Annotated in this window: 13 protein-coding genes; 6 read left to right on the plus strand and 7 right to left on the minus strand. The window is 70.7% G+C overall.

Going from position 1 to position 16,391, the window contains the following annotated elements; all coding sequences use genetic code 11:
• Positions 1-78: 78 nt before the first annotated feature.
• On the plus strand, positions 79-1,080 hold the full coding sequence (locus OHT51_RS32120) for a hypothetical protein (protein WP_328882403.1): 1,002 nt from the start codon (positions 79-81) through the stop codon (positions 1,078-1,080).
• A 32-nt stretch (positions 1,081-1,112) separates the two neighbouring features.
• Here the strand turns inward: OHT51_RS32120 and OHT51_RS32125 are convergent, their stop codons facing one another.
• The 3 genes from OHT51_RS32125 to OHT51_RS32135 all read right to left on the minus strand — a co-directional run bounded on the left by OHT51_RS32125 (position 1,113) and on the right by OHT51_RS32135 (position 4,825).
• Positions 1,113-3,401 carry an ABC transporter permease gene (locus OHT51_RS32125; protein WP_328882404.1) on the minus strand — a complete coding sequence of 763 codons (2,289 nt, stop codon included), beginning with the start codon at positions 3,399-3,401 and terminating at the stop codon, positions 1,113-1,115.
• A 69-nt stretch (positions 3,402-3,470) separates the two neighbouring features.
• Entirely contained in the window at positions 3,471-4,205 is a 735-nt protein-coding gene (locus OHT51_RS32130) for an ABC transporter ATP-binding protein (RefSeq protein WP_328884514.1), read from the minus strand.
• Positions 4,206-4,309: 104 nt separating this feature from the next.
• A complete protein-coding gene (locus OHT51_RS32135; RefSeq protein ID WP_328882405.1) occupies positions 4,310-4,825 on the minus strand; it encodes a PadR family transcriptional regulator in 516 nt (171 codons plus the stop codon).
• Between the two features lie 125 nt (positions 4,826-4,950).
• On the opposite strand from OHT51_RS32135, the gene OHT51_RS32140 reads away from it, so the two are divergent.
• The 5 genes from OHT51_RS32140 (at position 4,951) to OHT51_RS32160 (ending at position 11,613) form a co-directional block, all read left to right on the plus strand.
• Entirely contained in the window at positions 4,951-6,219 is a 1,269-nt protein-coding gene (locus tag OHT51_RS32140) for an ABC transporter substrate-binding protein (protein WP_328882406.1), read from the plus strand.
• Positions 6,220-6,358: 139 nt separating this feature from the next.
• Positions 6,359-8,002 carry a glycoside hydrolase family 13 protein gene (locus OHT51_RS32145; protein WP_328882407.1) on the plus strand — a complete coding sequence of 548 codons (1,644 nt, stop codon included), beginning with the start codon at positions 6,359-6,361 and terminating at the stop codon, positions 8,000-8,002.
• A gap of 40 nt (positions 8,003-8,042) precedes the next feature.
• Entirely contained in the window at positions 8,043-9,374 is a 1,332-nt protein-coding gene (locus tag OHT51_RS32150) for an ABC transporter substrate-binding protein (protein WP_328882408.1), read from the plus strand.
• Positions 9,375-9,412: 38 nt separating this feature from the next.
• The gene (locus OHT51_RS32155) at positions 9,413-10,777 is read left to right on the plus strand and encodes an ABC transporter permease (RefSeq protein WP_328882409.1); all 1,365 of its coding nucleotides are present in this window, start codon (positions 9,413-9,415) and stop codon (positions 10,775-10,777) included.
• Complete coding sequence (locus tag OHT51_RS32160) at positions 10,774-11,613, plus strand: carbohydrate ABC transporter permease (protein WP_328882410.1); 840 nt, start codon at positions 10,774-10,776, stop codon at positions 11,611-11,613. Before OHT51_RS32155 ends, OHT51_RS32160 begins: the two co-directional genes overlap by 4 nt.
• A gap of 81 nt (positions 11,614-11,694) precedes the next feature.
• On the opposite strand, the gene pgl is transcribed toward OHT51_RS32160, so the two are convergent.
• From pgl to tal, 4 genes are read right to left on the minus strand one after another with little or no spacing between them, the layout of a single operon-like run.
• Entirely contained in the window at positions 11,695-12,477 is a 783-nt protein-coding gene (gene pgl, locus OHT51_RS32165; RefSeq protein WP_328882411.1) for a 6-phosphogluconolactonase, read from the minus strand.
• On the minus strand, positions 12,474-13,706 hold the full coding sequence (gene opcA / locus OHT51_RS32170) for a glucose-6-phosphate dehydrogenase assembly protein OpcA (RefSeq protein ID WP_328882412.1): 1,233 nt from the start codon (positions 13,704-13,706) through the stop codon (positions 12,474-12,476). The genes pgl and opcA overlap by 4 nt, the downstream gene beginning before the upstream one ends.
• The gene (zwf, locus tag OHT51_RS32175; RefSeq protein ID WP_443052617.1) at positions 13,703-15,358 is read right to left on the minus strand and encodes a glucose-6-phosphate dehydrogenase; all 1,656 of its coding nucleotides are present in this window, start codon (positions 15,356-15,358) and stop codon (positions 13,703-13,705) included. Before zwf ends, opcA begins: the two co-directional genes overlap by 4 nt.
• Positions 15,246-16,364: a transaldolase gene (gene tal, locus OHT51_RS32180; RefSeq protein ID WP_328882414.1), complete on the minus strand. Its 1,119-nt coding sequence runs from the start codon at positions 16,362-16,364 to the stop codon at positions 15,246-15,248. The genes zwf and tal overlap by 113 nt, the downstream gene beginning before the upstream one ends.
• Between the last annotated feature and the right edge of the window lie 27 nt (positions 16,365-16,391).

Here is a 16,391-nt window from a genome sequence, read left to right on the forward strand (position 1 = left end):
AGGCGGGCGGCGCGTGGTCGTCCGCTTCCCGTAGACTCCCCCGTTGATCATGGGCACGATCACTCGGGGGAGTGTGAATTGGCTAATCCACAAGGGAGTTGGACCGGCGGCGTGCTGACCGCCCAGTCGTTCCTGAAGCCTCATCAGGTGGCGCGGGCGGTGTTCCATCCGACCTGGATCCCGGACTCGCTGGATCCGTCGGTTGACGCGCTCAAGAAGGCGCGGGTCATCGTGGGGGCGGTCGCTGCTTTCGGTGTCTACACCTTCGTCGAGGGCGGGTTCGCCTTCGACGAGATGATGGACAACGCGGCGACCGCCTGCGCGGTCCTGCTGTTCATCACGCCGCTCACTGTGGGCGTGATGCTCTGTCTGTGGCGGCGTTCCGGCGCCGGGACGGTGGGGCAGCTGCGGGAACCGCTCGTCAGGTCGCTGAAGTTGCTGCTGCTGTTCATCGGCTCAGCGTTCGGGACGGTGTTGATCTTCCGCTTGGGGGGCGGCCTCGGGGTCCTCGGGAACATGCTGTGCAGCCTCGTGGGGCTGTGGATGGGCTTCTTCGTGATCGCCGGCGCCTACCGGATCTCGGGGAACTTCTTCGGCACCGCTGTCGTGCACCGCAGTCTGCCGCCGTTGCTCGCGACGGTGACGACCTGGCTGATGGCGATTCCCGATCTCGTGACCGGTGACCTGCACGGTCTCGGCCTCGCCCTGGGCTTCGTCTTCATCCTGGGCGCCCCCGTCACGGTCACGGGCATCGCCCTGCTGGAGATGGGCCGGCTCAAGAACCGGTACGGCATCCGGCTGGCGGCCCACCCGGCCACCCTGCCGCCGATCCCGACGCCGACTCCGATGCCGACCCCGCCGCCTCCGTCGTACGTCCCGAACGGCTTCGTACCGCCGCAGGGGAATCCGTACGCGCCGCACGGGAACCCCTACGGCCGGCCTCCGCAGGGGAATCCGTACGGCTCGGGCACGCAGCACCCGTACGGTCCGCAGCCGCCGCAGAACCCACCGCCTCCGTACAACCAGCCGCCTCCGTACAACCCGCAGCAGCCATACGGTCCCGGCCCCTACGGCAGCTGACCTCGCCGAATGCGCGGAGGCCCGGTCGTCGGTCAGGCGACCGCGCTCAGGGTGTCGGCGAGTCGGCGGCGGGCCGCGCGGGAGGCCGGGACGGCGGCGAGTGCGGCCGCTCCGGCGACTGCCGCCGTGCCGAACAGCAGCAGGAGAGCGATGGACGGGCCCTGGGCGATCCCGGCGCCGATGCCGCTCGATCTGCCCTGGGCGTCGATCAGCCACTGTGCGAGGGGCGTACCCAGTGCCGTGCCGACGACGACCGCAGCCAGGGCGGTGAGGGCCGTGGAGGTGACGGTGATCGCGGTGATCTGGCGCGGGGACAGGCCGATGGCCTTGAGGGCCAGCAGGTCGCGCTCGCTCTCGCGGACGGCGCCGCCGATCGCGGTGAGCAGTTCGATGAGCCCGATGAGGGCCAGCACGGCGATCAGGCCGACGACGACTCCGCGCAGGGCCGAGAGGCCGTCGGCGGGGTTCGGGACGGCGTGTACGTCGAGGCGTCCGTGCCCGGTGGCGGCCAGCCGGTCGGCGACTTCACCGGGGTCCGCGCCCGGGCGGAGCCGTAGCTCGTAGAGGGTGGGGCCGAGGCCGGGGTCGTTCTCGCGGAGGGTGTCGAGGGAGGTGGAGATGACCCGGCCGGCGTTCTCCGGCTCGACGCTGCGGCCCACGATGTGCAGGACCTGCGGCTGGTCGCCGACGGTCATCCGCACCCAGTCGCCGACCCGCACGTCCAGCAGATCCAGCAGCCCCTGCCCGGCCACAGCCTCGTCCCGGCCCTGTGCGGGGCGGCCCTCGGCCAGGGCGTACGGGTAGGGGTCCGCGCGGGTGCCGAGGCCGCGCAGGGCGATCGTGGCCGTCTGGCCCGGTACCAGGGCGGCCACCTCGACGCCGGGGTAGGCGGCGGTGACCTGCGGGTCGCGTTCCAGCAGCGTGCGGGTGTCCCGGTCGGCCAGGCCGGACTCGGCGTGCACGGTCAGGGCCGTAGGCAGGCCGATCTGCTCGGGGCTGCTGTCGAAGCGTTCGATCGTGGTCCACGCGCTCATCGCCACCACGATCAGCAGCAGCGGCAGCGCGAGCCGGGCGACCGTCGCCAGTGACCGCAGGCGACGTGTGAACGCCCGGTGCCAGCCCAGCACCAGCGCGGGCGGCAGCCGTAGCCCGAGGGCCTGCCGGGCCACCCCGGACAGCCGCCCGCCGAGCGGTGCCGCGGGCCGTGGCACCGGCACTGGAGGCACACGTCCCGCCCGCCACGCAGCGAGCCCGGTGGTCGCGCCGATGAGCAGCACCGCGGCGACGGGAACCGTGAACAGCGCCACGGTGTGCCCGGGCAGCCCCTGCCACACCCCGACCGCGTCCCCGAGCCGCCCCGGGATGTGGCTGCCCAGGGCCTGGATCAGGGTCGCGGCGGCGACGGCCCCCAGCAGCGCGTAGGCGAGGTGTTGCAGCAGGAAGACGCGGACCACCTGGCCCGGCGTGAAGCCGATCGCCTTCAGCACGGAGATGTCCCGCAGATGTCCGCGGATACGGGTGCCGATCGCCCCGTGCACCGCGAGCCCGGCGGCGACCAGCGCACCCAGTCCGAACAGGCCCAGCACCTGCCCCAGCAGCCGGTTGTCGCCCTGCGCCTCGGCGCGGCCCTGCTTCCAGGTGGAGACCTCGCTGACCGCGCCGGCGCCGAGCACGGTCACGGCGCGCTGGACGGCGTAGTCCGTGTCGTCGGGGTCCGTCAGGCGCAGCCCGATCACCTGGCCGCCCGGGTCGGGCACGGCGGACGGCGGCGCCCAGACGAGGCCCGGCTGCTCGCCCGGCCGGTAGCGCGGCTCGGCGCTGTCGGCGACGCCGAGGACGGTCAGGGTCCGGGGAGTGCCGGTGCCGGGCAGGGTGAGGGTGTCGCCGGGGGCGGCGAGGAGGGCGCGGGCGAGGCGGGTCTCCAGGACGACGCCGTCCGGCTTCGCGGGGTCCAGCCAGTGGCCGGAGGTGAGGAGCGGGCGGCCGACGGTGGGGCGCTCGGGGGTGCCGCGCAGTTCGACGGTGGCGCGGGTGCCCTGGGAGGTCAGGGTGGTGGAGGCGGTCGGGTAGGGGCCCGCGACGGACTCGACGCCGTCGAGTCCGGTCAGCTTCCCGGTGTCGGCCGAGGGCCCGGTGTGCAGCCACACATGCGCGCCGTGCGCTTGGGTGAAGACGCGCTGCCAGGGGTTGGTGGCGTAGCCGAACAGGGCCGTGGCCAGCAGCAACGACACGACGATCCCGGCCGTGGCCAGCACCAGGAACAGCGCCTCGCCGCGATGCGTCCGCAGATCGGAGTGCGCCCAGCGCAGGGTGGCTCGCATGGGCGTCAGCCTCGCCGCTCGGGACCGGCAGGCCCGCGCAGGGGGCGGGGGTCGTCGTAGAGCCGCATCTCAGTCCCTGAGCTCCAGCACACCCGACGTCCCGGCCCGGCGTGGCGGCGGACCGCCGTCCAGTTCGGCGTCGTCGGCTATGCGGCCGTCGAAGAAGCTGATCACGCGGTCCGCGGCGCTGGCCAGCCGGGCGTCATGCGTGACCAGCACGATCGCCTGGCCGCGCTGGTGGAAGCGGGACAGCAGCCGCATCACCTCGCGGGTGCCCTTGCTGTCCAGGCTGCCGGCCGGTTCGTCGGCCAGGAGCAGCGGCGGCCGGTTGACCAGGGCGCGGGCCAGCGCGACCCGCTGCTGCTCGCCGCCGGACAGCTCGCCCGGCAGACTCCGCTCCTTGCCCGCGAGACCGAGCTCGCCCAGCAGCTCCGCTCGGTCGGTGCGCGCCCGCTTCGGCGCGACGCCGGCGAGCAGCGCGGGCAGCTCCACGTTGTCGGCGACGGACAGGTCGGAGACCAGGTTGAAGAACTGGAAGACGATGCCGATCCGCTTCCTGCGCTCCACCGCCCAGCGGGCCTCGCTCCACCGGTCCGCGCACTCGCCGTCCAGCCAGATGCTCCCGCTGTCCGGACGCTGCAGCCCGCCCAGCAGATGCAGCAAGGTCGACTTACCGGCACCGGACGGACCGGTGACGGCCACGAACTCACCCTGCCGGACGGAAAGATCGACACCCCGCACGGCATGCGCCGGAGCGCCCTCGCCGCCCTGATGCGTCTTGACCAGGCCCTCGGCCCGCAGCACCGGTCGGCTCTCAGCGGGCCGCGCAGCGCTCTCGGCCTGCGGCGCAGAGCCACCGGCTCGCGCCCCACGACCGGCGGCGCCCAGCGCAGGAGCGGAATCGTCGCTCACTCCAGCTCCTCCAGCTCTTCCTGGCACCGCTCAAGCCAGTCGAGGTCGGCCTGCAGATGCAGCATCGCGCCCTCGATCAGCAGATGGGCGATGCGGTTGTCCCGGTCTTCGGCGGCGGCCAGTTTCGACAGTTGACGCATGGTGTTCAAGTACTGGCGCCGCTGTTGGTTGATGAGGGCGATCTGGTTGGCGAGCCCCGTCTGCGGGGCGACGGCCAGCTTCATGAAGAACTCGTCCCGCACCCGTGGCTCGTCCTCGGGCTCCTCGAACCAGGCGCGCAGCGCCTCACGCCCGGCGTCGGTGAGGTGGTAGACCTTCTTGTTGGGCCGGCTCGACTGCTCGACGTCCTCGCCCTCTATCAGCCCCGACTTCTCGAGACGGGAGAGGGTCACATAGATCTGGCCGACGTTCGGCTGAGGGTACGCGGAGCCCAGCAGTTGCTCAAGGTCCTGCTTCAGCTCATAGCCGTGCGCCGGGCCGCGCGCCAGCAGGGCCAGGAGGGGCAGCCGCACTCGTGCTCTCCTCCTCGCATCATGGGTAATGTGCCGCGAGGCCTAGTATCGCGCATACCTAACAGGTATACATGGCCTCTGACTCCGGGCGAAGGCGCCTGGGGCCGGTGTGCAAGGAGGAACCTATGCGGTGGATCCACGCCGCCGGTAGGGGCCTTCTCGTCCTCGTTGTGATCCTGACCGGCTACGTTGCCTCCGGCGCCCGCGCCGACGAGGGTCCCGCGGGAGGCAGGGGACCCCTGACCCTCGCCACCGCCGGCGACCTCACCGGCTATCTCGGTTCCGTCCTGGAGGGCTGGAACCGCACCCACCCCGACGAGAAGGTCACCCTCGTCGAGCTGCCCGACTCCGCCGACGAGACCCACGCGCAGATGACCACAGACCTGCGCGGCGGCGACCGCAGCCGCTTCGACGTCCTCAACATCGACGTCAGCTGGACCTCGGAGTTCGCGGCGCAGGGCTGGATCCGCCCGCTGGCGCGCGACCGCTTCCCGCTGGGGAGCTTCCTGCCGCCGGTCGTGGACACGGCAACCTATGACGGACACCTGTACGCGGTCCCGTACGTCACCAACGCCGGCCTGCTCCTCTACCGCAAGGACATCCTCACCAAGGAGGGCGTCGACCCACCGCGCACCTGGGCCGAACTCGAACGGGCCGCGAAGACCATCGCGCCCAAGTACGGGTTGGACGGCTACGCGGGGCAGTTCCTGCCCTACGAAGGGCTCACGGTCAACGCCGCCGAGGCCGTCTACTCGGCGGGTGGCTCGATCCTCGGCGACGAGGGCGAGCGCGTCACAGTGAACTCGATGGCAGCCCGCGACGGCATCGACTTCCTCGCCCGGGGCGTCCGCGAGGGCTGGATCCCCGAGCGGGCGCTCACCTACAAGGAGGAGGAGTCCAAGCAGGCCTTCCAGAACGGACGTCTGCTCTTCCTCCGCAACTGGCCGTACGCCTATGTCGGCGCGTCGGCCCAGGGCTCGCCGGTCTCCGGGCGGATCGGTGCCGTGCCGCTGCCGGGTCCGGACGGGCCGGGGACGAGTGTGCTGGGCGGCTCCAACCTGGCCGTCAGCTCCCATGCCCGGCACCCCGACTCGGCCGCCCGCCTGATCGCGTACCTGACCAGTGAGCGCGTCCAGCGCCAGGTCCTCACGCGCGGCGCCCTGCCGCCGGTGCGGGCCGACCTGTACGAGGATCCCGGGCTGGTGCGGGAGTTCCCGTATCTGACGACCCTGCGTGAGAGCGTGCTGACGGCCGCGCCGCGCCCCAAGAGCCCGCGCTACGACCAGGTGAGCCTGGTGGTGCAGGCGGTCGTGCACGACGCGATGACCGGGCGCGAGACGCCCGAGGCCGCTGTGCGGCGGCTGGCGCGCGAGCTCGACGCCATCGCCCGCTGAGTAGTTACCTGTTAAGTAACGGCAGCATCTCATCCCTCCGCATCCTGTCGTGTTATGCCCTATTTTGCTAGGTCAACTGCTCGGTAGCTTGCGTCCAGTTCATTGACACCCTCCTGAAACGGATACTTAACATGCATGCATGCTGAGTAAGTACCACTGGTGGCGTGACGCGGTGATCTACCAGGTCTACGTCCGTAGCTTCCTGGACAGCACCGGCGACGGTGTCGGCGATCTCGCCGGGGTCCGGGCCGGGCTGCCGTATCTGAAGAAGCTCGGGGTCGACGGGATCTGGCTGAGCCCCTTCTATCCCTCGCCGCAGCACGACCACGGGTACGACGTGGCCGACTACTGCGACGTCGACCCGCTCTTCGGCGACCTCGCCGAGTTCGACCAGCTGGTCGCGGCCGCCCGGCGGCTCGGAGTCAAGGTGCTGCTCGACATCGTTCCGAACCACTGCTCCAGCGAGCACCTGTGGTTCGAGGAGGCCCTGTCCGCCGAGCCCGGCAGCGCGGCCCGTGCCCGCTTCCACTTCGCCGACGGCCGTGGCGCCGGCGGCTCCGAGCCGCCCAACAACTGGCACGCGATGTTCGGCGGCCCGGCGTGGAGCCGGGTGACCGAGGCGGACGGGCAGTCCGGCCAGTGGTACCTGCACATGTTCACGCCGGAGCAGCCCGACTGGAACTGGCGCAACCCGGAGGTCGGCGCCGAGTTCGACCGGGTCCTGCGTTTCTGGCTGGACCGGGGTGTCGACGGCTTCCGTATCGATGTCGCCGCCGGCCTCTACAAGCACCCCGAGCTGCCCGACTCCGACGACCCGGAGGCCGACGCCCGCACCCGCGACTCGGTCAACCCGCTCGCCTGGAACCAGCCCGAGGTGCACGACGTGTGGCGCCAGTGGCGTTCCATATGCGAGGAGTACACCGCCCGCGACGGCCGTGAGCGCCTCCTCGTCGGCGAGGTGTCCGTGCCGACCGCACGTGAGCACGCCCAGTACGTCCGCTCCGACGAGCTCCACCAGGCCTTCTTCTTCGACCTGCTCAGTGCCCCCTGGGAGGCCGACGCGTTCCGCAAGGTCATCTCCGAGGCCATGCAGGACATAGCCGGCACGGGCTCGACGGTCACCTGGGTCCTCAACAACCACGACCAGGTCCGCACCGTCACCCGCTACGGCGAACCCGCCACCGAGGGCAGCGGCCTCGGCGCCGCCCGCGCCCGCGCCGCCGCGCTGCTGATGCTGGCGCTGCCCGGTGCCGCGTACATCTACCAGGGCGAGGAGCTGGGCCTGCCCGAAGTCGTCGACCTGCCCGACGACGTGCTCACCGACCCGATCTTCCACCGCACCGGCAGCCGGGCCCGCATCCGCGACGGCTGCCGGGTGCCGCTGCCCTGGTCGGGACAGGCGTCCCCGTTCGGCTTCACCTCCGGCGCGGAGAGCGCCAAGCCCTGGCTGCCGCAGCCCGAGTACTTCGCCGAGTACGCCACCGACCGCGCCCTCGCCGACACCCGCTCCTTCTGGCACCTGTACCGCGACGGCCTCCAACTGCGCGAGGCACTGCCCCAGTTGGGCGAGGGCACGCTGAGCTGGCTGGACAGCCCGCCCGGTGTCCTGGCCTTCGTCCGGGGCGACGGCCTCGTCTGCGCCGTCAACTTCGGTACGGCCCCCACATCGGCGCCGGTCTCCGGCACCCCGCTGCTGTCGAGCGGCCCCTGCCCGGCCGGGGTCCTGCCCGGCTCCACCGCGGCCTGGTGGATGAGCGACGGGACCGAGTCCCGCGCCTCCTGAATTTTCCGTCAACTCCCCATCCCCCGAAGGGACATCAACGATGATGCGACGACGTACGACCCTGCTCACCGGATGCACCGCTCTCGTCCTCGCGCTCGGCGCGACCGCCTGTGGCGGCGGACCGGTCGCCGCGGGCGGCGGTGACAAGGCACTCAGCGGCCAGACGATCACCGTGGCCGGGGTCTGGACCGGCACCGAGCAGAAGAACTTCCAGAAGGTGCTGGACGCGTTCACCGAGAAGACCGGCGCCAAGACCGAGTTCGTGTCCACCGGGGACAACGTCTCCACCACCGTCGGTGGCAAGATCGAGGGCGGCGACGCCTTCGACGTCGTGATGGTCCCGCAGGTCGGCGTGCTCCAGCAGTTCGCGAAGAAGGGCTGGCTGGAGCCGCTGTCCAAGACCGCGCAGAAGTCCGTGGACGCCAACTTCGCGCCCGTGTGGAAGAACTACGGCAGCGTCGAGGACACCCTCTACGGCCTCTACTTCAAGGCCGCCCACAAGTCGACCGTCTGGTACAGCCCCGACGCCCTCGCCCAGGCCGGCGTCGAGCCGCCGAAGAGCTACGACGACATGCTGAAGGCCGGGCAGACCGTCTCCGACTCCGGCCTCGCCGCCTTCTCGGTCGCCGGCGAGGACGGCTGGACCCTCACCGACTGGTTCGAGAACGTCTACCTCTCCCAGGCCGGACCCGAGAAGTACGACGCCCTCGCCTCGCACGAGCTGAAGTGGACCGACGCGTCCGTGGTCGACGCGCTCACCACCCTCGGCAAGCTGTTCAAGGACAAGCAGCTGATCGCGGGCGGCCAGAAGGGGGCCCTGAACACCGACTTCCCGGGCTCGGTGGAGAAGGTGTTCGGGCCGAAGCCCGAGGCGGGCATGGTCTACGAGGGCGACTTCGTCGCGGGCGTCGCCAAAGACCAGTTCGGCAAGTCGATCGGCGAGGACGCGAACTTCTTCCCGTTCCCGGCGGTCGGTGCCGGCAAGGCGCCGGTGGTCAGTGGCGGTGACGCGGCCGTCGTCCTGAAGGACGGCAAGAACAAGAAGGCCGGCATGGCACTGCTGGAGTACCTCGCCACCCCGGAGGCCGCCGCGGTGTGGGCGGAGGCGGGCGGCTTCCTGTCCCCGAACAAGAACGTCGACCTCGCCTCGTACGGCGACGACGTCACCCGCGCGACCGCCAAGTCCCTCGTCTCCGCGGGCGATTCGGTCCGCTTCGACATGTCCGACCAGGCTCCGGCGGCCTTCGGCGGCACCAAGGGCGCCGGCGAGTGGAAGCTGCTGCAGGACTTCCTGCGCGACCCGTCGGACCCGAAGGGCACCGCGGCGAAGCTGGAGGCCGCGGCGGCCAAGGCGTACGAGGGCCAGGGCTGATCATCCATGACCGCCACACGTATGAAAGCTGACCGGACATGACCGCCACCCTCGTGAAAGAGGCAAGGCCGTCGCCCGCTCAGGGCGACGGCAAGGCGCGCGCCCGACGCTCACGGCGGCGCGGGCGGATCATCGCCCTCCTCTTCGTCTTCCCCGCGCTGCTCCTGCTGGGCGCACTCGTCGTCTACCCCGTGCTGTTCTCCATCGGCCGCAGCTTCTTCGACGCCTCCGGCACCCAGTTCGTGGGCGGCGAGAACTACTCCGAGATGTTCCGGGACCCGGCGACACTCAACGCGATCCGCAACACGACCATCTGGGTCGTCGTGGCCCCGACGCTGCTGACGGGCCTCGGTCTGATCCTGGCCGTGCTGGTGGAGAAGGTCCGCTGGGCGACCGCCTTCAAGCTGCTGCTGTTCATGCCGATGGCCGTGTCCTTCCTCGCCGCCGGCATCATCTTCCGGCTGGCCTACGACGAGGACCCGGACAAGGGCGTGCTGAACGCCGCCGTCGTCTCCGTGCACGACGCCTTCCAGGGCACGTCGACGTACCCGACGGCCAGGGCACGCGACGGGCAGGGCCTGGCGAAGGGCGCGGACGGCTCGTACGGCACGAGCGCGACCGCGTCTCCCGGGGACGCCGTGACACTGGGCCTCGTCGGTGTGCTGCCGGCGGACCTTCCCGAGGACGCCCGGCCGGCGAACGCGGCCGCGGGGCAGAAGGCGGGCCCCGGTGAGCTCAGCGGTGTCGTGTACCTCGACTTCACGCCCGGTGGGGGAGGGGAGCAGGGCAAGGTCGACCAGCGGGAGAGCGGGCTCCCGGAGATGACGGTCGAGGCGGTGCGTGACGGGAAGGCGGTCGCTTCGACGACCACGGCGGCCGACGGCTCCTTCCGCTTCGAGGGGCTGGACGACGGCTCGTACACGGTGAAGCTGCCGGCCTCGAACTTCGCCGCCCCCTACGAGGGCGTCTCCTGGCTCGGGCCCACGCTCGTCACGCCGGCGATCATCGGGGCATACCTGTGGATCTGGACCGGGTTCGCGATGGTCCTGATCGGCGCGGGTCTGGCGGCCCTGCCCCGGGACGCGCTGGAGGCGGCGCGGATGGACGGCGCGAACGAGTGGCAGATCTTCCGGCGGATCACGGTGCCGCTGCTGGCGCCGGTGCTGACGGTCGTGTTCATCACCCTCGTCATCAACGTGCTGAAGGTCTTCGACCTCGTCTACATCATCGCGCCCGGCCCGGTGCAGGAGGACGCGACCGTACTCGCGACGCAGATGTGGCTGGTGTCGTTCGGCGGCGGCAACAACCAGGGCCTCGGCAGCGCGCTCGGCGTACTGCTCCTGCTGCTCGTCATCCCCGCCATGGTCTTCAACGTCCGCCGTTTCCGAGGGAGTCAGCGATGAACGCGGTCAGGCGCGGACTGAGCAACGGGCTGGTCCAGGCGTTTCTCGTGGTGATCGGGCTGGTGTGGCTGACGCCGCTGGCGGGGCTGTTCATGTCGTCGATGCGGTCCGCCGAGGACACGGCGAAGGGCGGCTGGTGGACCGTGTTCACCAGTCCCGGCCAGCTGTCCTTCGACAACTACTCGGCACTGCTGGGCAACGCCGGGATCACCCAGGCCTTCTGGAACACCGTGCTGATCTCGGTGCCGGCGACCCTGCTGGTCGTCGTCCTCGCGGCACTCGCCGGGTACGCCTTCGCGTGGCTGGACTTCCCCGGACGCGAGGCGATCTTCCTGGTCGTCGTGGCGCTGCTCGTGGTGCCCGTGCAGATCGGCCTCCTCCCGGTCGCCAAACTCTTCGGCCAGCTGGGGCTGTTCGGCACGATTCCCGGTGTCGTCCTGTTCCACGTGGCGTACGGGCTGCCGTTCGCGGTGTTCCTGCTGCGGAACTACTTCGCCGAGCTGCCGAAGGAGATGCTGGAGGCCGCCCGGATGGACGGGGGCAGCGAGTGGCGGATCTTCACACGGCTGATACTCCCGGTGGGGCGCCCGGCGATCGCCTCGCTCGCCATCTTCCAGTTCCTGTGGGTGTGGAACGACATGCTGGTGGCGCTGCTCTTCGCGGACAGCGCGTCGCAGCCGCTCACGGTTGAACTGCAGTCCCAGATCCGGCAGTTCGGCAGCAACATCGACGTGCTGGCGCCGGGGGCGTTCTTGTCGCTGGTGGTGCCGGTCGTGGTGTTCTTCGCATTCCAGCGGCACTTCGTCCAGGGCGTGATGGCCGGGTCGGTGAAGTAGTCCGGGCAAGTCGTTGCCCGGGCAGGTCGTGCATGTACTTCGGGCCCTCGCTTCACCGGGAAGCGAGGGCCCGAAGTGCGTTCACGCAGACGCCGGTGGATACAGCGACCGCGGCAGCTGCGAAGCCGCCGCCGTGTCCAGCAGCCACAGCGTCCTGGCACGGCCGTACGCCCCGGCCGCCGGTGCCTGGATCTCACCCGCGCCCGACAGCGCGATCGCCGCCGCCTGCGCCTTGTCCTCGCCCGCCGCCAGCAGCCACACCTCACGTGCCGCCCGGATCGCGGGCAGCGTGAGGGTGACGCGGGTCGGTGGGGGCTTGGGGGCGCCGTGCACGCCGACGACCGTGCGGTCCGTCTCCCGTACCGCGGGGAGTTCCGGGAACAGGGAGGCCACGTGCGTGTCCGGCCCCACGCCCAGCATCAGGACGTCGAACGTGGGAACCGCGCCGTGGTTCTCCGGGCCCGCCGCCCTCGCCAGCTCCTCCGCGTACGCGGCAGCGGCGGCCTCCACGTCCGTGCCGAACGGGCCGTCCGAGGCGGGCATCGCGTGCACCCGCTTCGGATCCAGCGGCACAGCGTCCAGCAGGGCTGCACGCGCCTGCGTGACGTTGCGCTCCGGATCGCCCTCGGGCAGGAAGCGCTCGTCGCCCCACCAGAGGTCCAGCCGAGCCCAGTCGACGGCGTCCCGGGCGGGGGCCGCCGCGAGCGCGGCCAGCAGGCCGTTGCCGTTGCGGCCACCCGTGAGGACCACGGACGCCGAGCCCCGGGAGGCCTGCGCGTCCACGATCTTCGTGATCAGGCGGGCCGCCGCGGCCTGCGCCATCAGCTCCTTGTCGTGGTGCACGACCAGCTGCGGAGTACTCACTTCGCCGCCGCCTTCTTCACCGGTTCCGGTGCCGTCGCTTCTTTCGCGGGTGCTTTCGCAGCGGTTTCGACGGGAGCCGGGAGAGCGGCTCGTCCGGCCTGTTCTCCTTTGGCCGGCGATCCCTCCCCGGCCCGCGACTCCCCGGCCTGCTCGGCCTGCTCGGCCTGCTCGGTCTGCGACTCTCCGGCCTGGGACTGCTTGGCCGGCGACTCCTCGGCCCTGGCCACGGCGGCCTCGGCCAGAGCGACGGCCTGCGCCGCCTTGGCGATCGCTGCCTCGACGCCCCGGACCGCCTGAGCCGGCCCGGCGTTCAGCCGCTCCACCCCGAACCGCAGCGCCGAGGCGTACGTGTCGTCCGGGTCGAGTCGCCGCAGCTCCTCCGCGATCAGCTCGGCCGTCTCCCGCCGCTTCAGAGCCACCGCACGGTCCGGCTGGCCCTGGATGGAGAGGGTCGCCAGGGAGCCGTCCGCCCGGTCGAGCGCTATCGGGCCGCAGTCGGTGTCCATACGGACCGCCGTCAGGCCGGGGCCTGGCGACAGCGACCGCTTGACGGGGACGTCCAGCCGGTCCGCGAGCCACATCGCCAGCAGCTCACAGCTCGGGTTGAACTCCTCGCCCTCCACCTCGACGGCCTGCACTTCGCAGACCACCTGGTCCAGAGCCGCCGCCAGCATCGAGCGCCACGGCGTGATCCGGGTCCAGGACAGGTCGGTGTCGCCGGGTGTGTAGGCGTCGGCGCGGGCCGACAGCTCCCGTACCGGCTGCTCCGAGGCGTACGTGTCGGTCACCCGGCGCTGGGCCAGCGCGCCCAGCGGGTCCTTCGCCGGGTCGAGCGGTGCGTTGACCGGCCACCAGGCCACCACCGGGGCGTCCGGCAGGAGGAGCGGCAGGACGACCGACTGGGCGTGGTCGGACACCTCGCCGTACAGACGCAGGACGACCGTCTCGCCGGTGCCCGCTTCCGCGCCCAGCCGCACCTCGGCGTCCAGCCGGGACTGCGTACGGTCGCGGGGCGAGCGCGAGACGCGCTTGATGACCACGAGCGTGCGCGAGGGGTGCTCGCGCGAGGCGTCGTTGGCGGCCCTCAGAGCGTCGTAGGCGTTCTCCTCGTCCGTGACGATGACCAGCGTGAGCACCATGCCCACGGCCGGCGTGCCGATGGCCCGACGGCCCTGCACCAGCGCCTTGTTGATCTTGCTGGCCGTGGTGTCCGTGAGGTCTATCTTCATGGCCGGCGCCAGCTCCGTCCGTCTCGCTCGAGCATTTCGTCCGCCTCGACGGGGCCCCAGGTACCGGACGGGTACTGGGCCGGCTTGCCGTTCTTGTCCCAGTACTCCTCGATCGGGTCGAGGATCTTCCAGGACAGCTCGACCTCCTCGGTGCGCGGGAAGAGGTTCGAGTCACCCAGGAGAACGTCCAGGATCAGACGCTCGTACGCCTCCGGGCTCGACTCCGTGAAGGACTCGCCGTAAGCGAAGTCCATCGACACGTCGCGGATCTCCATCGACGTGCCCGGCACCTTCGAGCCGAAGCGGACCGTGACGCCCTCGTCCGGCTGGACGCGGATAACGATCGCGTTCTGGCCGAGCTCCTCGGTGGCCGTCGTGTCGAAGGGCGAGTGCGGCGCGCGCTGGAAGACGACCGCGATCTCGGTGACGCGGCGGCCCAGACGCTTGCCGGTGCGCAGGTAGAAGGGGACGCCCGCCCAGCGGCGGTTGTCGATCCCCACCTTGATCGCGGCGTACGTGTCGGTCTTCGACTTGGGGTCGATGCCCTCTTCCTGGAGGTACCCGACCGCCTTCTCGCCGCCCTGCCAGCCGGCCGCGTACTGCCCGAACACCGTGTCCCTGCCCAGGTCCTTCGGCAGCCGTACGGCACCCAGCACCTTGGTCTTCTCGGCCGCCAGCGCGTCCGCGTCGAAGGAGGCGGGCTCCTCCATCGCGGTCAGCGCCAGGAGCTGGAGCAGGTGGTTCTGGATGACGTCACGGGCGGCGCCGATGCCGTCGTAGTAGCCGGCGCGACCGCCGATGCCGATGTCCTCGGCCATGGTGATCTGCACGTGGTCCACGAAGGACCGGTTCCAGATCGGCTCGAACATCGTGTTGGCGAACCGCAGCGCCAGGATGTTCTGGACGGTCTCCTTGCCCAGGTAGTGGTCGATGCGGAAGACCTGGTCCGGGGCGAAGACCTCGTGGACGACCTTGTTGAGTTCCTCGGCCGACTTCAGGTCGTGTCCGAAGGGCTTCTCGATGACCGCGCGGCGCCAGGAGCTGCTCGTCTGGTCGGCGAGGCCGTGCTTCTTCAGCTGCTGGATGACCACCGGGAAGGAGCGCGGCGGCACCGAGAGGTAGAAGGCGAAGTTGCCGCCCGTGCCCTGGGCCTTGTCCAGCTCCTCGATGGTGCCGCGCAGCCGCTCGAAGGCGGCGTCGTCGTCGAAGGTGCCCTGCACGAAGCGCATGCCCTGGATGAGCTGCTGCCAGACCTCTTCACGGAAGGGGGTGCGGGCGTGTTCCTTGACGGCGTCGTGGACCTCCTGCGCGAAGTCCTCGTTGGCCCACTCGCGGCGGGCGAAGCCCACCAGCGAGAAACCCGGCGGCAGCAGACCCCGGTTGGCGAGGTCGTAAACGGCCGGCATCAGCTTCTTACGTGACAAATCGCCCGTAACGCCGAAGATCACCAGGCCCGACGGCCCCGCGATACGCGGGAGCCGTCGGTCGGCGGCGTCACGAAGCGGGTTCGCTTCAGTGACGGTGAAGGGTGGCAAGGGATCAGCCCTCCGAGGAGGCGAGGCGCTCGAGCTCTGCCTCGGTCGACTTGAGCAGGTCGTTCCAGGACGCCTCGAACTTCTCGACGCCCTCGTCCTCCAGCAGCTGGACGACATCGTCGTACGAGATGCCGAGCCGCTCGACCGCGTCCAGGTCGGCGCGGGCCTGCTGGTAGGTGCCTGCGATGGTGTTGCCGGTGATCGAGCCGGTCTCCTCGGTCGCCTGCAGGGTGGCCTCCGGCATGGTGTTGACCGTGTTCGGCGCGACCAGGTCGTCGACGTACAGGGTGGCCTTGTAGGCCTTGTCCTTCACGCCGGTGGAGGCCCACAGCGGACGCTGCTTGTTGGCGCCCGCGTTCTCCAGCGGGCTCCAGCGGTCGGAGGAGAAGACCTCCTCGTACGCCTCGTAGGCGAGGCGCGCGTTGGCCACGCCGGCCTTGCCGCGCGCGGCCTTGGCCTCGTCGGTGCCGAGCGCGTCGATCCGCTTGTCGATCTCGGTGTCCACGCGGGACACGAAGAACGACGCCACCGACCGGATCTTGGACAGGTCCAGGCCCTTGGCCTTGGCCTTCTCCAGACCGGCGAGGTAGGCGTCCATGACCTCGCGGTAGCGCTCCAGGGAGAAGATCAGCGTGACGTTGACGCTGATGCCGAGGCCGATGACCTCGGTGATCGCCGGGAGGCCCGCCTTGGTGGCCGGGATCTTGATGAGCGTGTTGGGCCGGTCGACCAGCCAGGCCAGCTGCTTGGCCTCGGCGACGGTCGCACGGGTGTTGTGGGCCAGGCGCGGGTCGACCTCGATGGAGACCCGGCCGTCCTGGCCGTCGGTGGCGTCGAAGACCGGGCGCATGATGTCGGCGGCGTCGCGGACGTCCGCCGTGGTGATCATGCGTACGGCTTCCTCGACGGTGACCTTGCGGGCGGCGAGGTCGGTGAGCTGCTGCTCGTAACCGTCGCCGCCGCTGATCGCCTTCTGGAAGATCGTCGGGTTGGTCGTGACACCCACGACGTGCTGCTGGTCGATCAGCTCGGCGAGGTTGCCGGACGTGATGCGCTGGCGCGACAGGTCGTCCAGCCAGATCGCGACGCCTTCCTCGGAGAGGCGCTTGAGTGCGTCTGTCATGGAAAATCAAACTCCTACGTCTCGTAT

It is taken from the genome of Streptomyces sp. NBC_00299, from assembly GCF_036173045.1.
Taxonomy (GTDB): domain Bacteria; phylum Actinomycetota; class Actinomycetes; order Streptomycetales; family Streptomycetaceae; genus Streptomyces; species Streptomyces machairae.

Excerpts from the sequence above, each read along its gene's own strand:
- OHT51_RS32125 (WP_328882404.1), bottom strand. The coding sequence starts at position 3,401 with ATGCGAGCCACCCTGCGCTGGGCGCACTCCGATCTGCGGACGCATCGC.
- OHT51_RS32145 (WP_328882407.1), top strand. The coding sequence starts at position 6,359 with ATGCTGAGTAAGTACCACTGGTGGCGTGACGCGGTGATCTACCAGGTC.
- zwf (WP_443052617.1), bottom strand. The coding sequence starts at position 15,358 with ATGTCGTCCAGCTGCTGGAGGACGAGGGCGTCGAGAAGTTCGAGGCGT.
- tal (WP_328882414.1), bottom strand. The coding sequence starts at position 16,364 with ATGACAGACGCACTCAAGCGCCTCTCCGAGGAAGGCGTCGCGATCTGG.
- OHT51_RS32140 (WP_328882406.1), top strand. The coding sequence starts at position 4,951 with ATGCGGTGGATCCACGCCGCCGGTAGGGGCCTTCTCGTCCTCGTTGTG.
- opcA (WP_328882412.1), bottom strand. The coding sequence starts at position 13,706 with ATGAAGATAGACCTCACGGACACCACGGCCAGCAAGATCAACAAGGCG.
- OHT51_RS32155 (WP_328882409.1), top strand. The coding sequence starts at position 9,413 with ATGACCGCCACCCTCGTGAAAGAGGCAAGGCCGTCGCCCGCTCAGGGC.
- OHT51_RS32160 (WP_328882410.1), top strand. The coding sequence starts at position 10,774 with ATGAACGCGGTCAGGCGCGGACTGAGCAACGGGCTGGTCCAGGCGTTT.
- OHT51_RS32150 (WP_328882408.1), top strand. The coding sequence starts at position 8,043 with ATGATGCGACGACGTACGACCCTGCTCACCGGATGCACCGCTCTCGTC.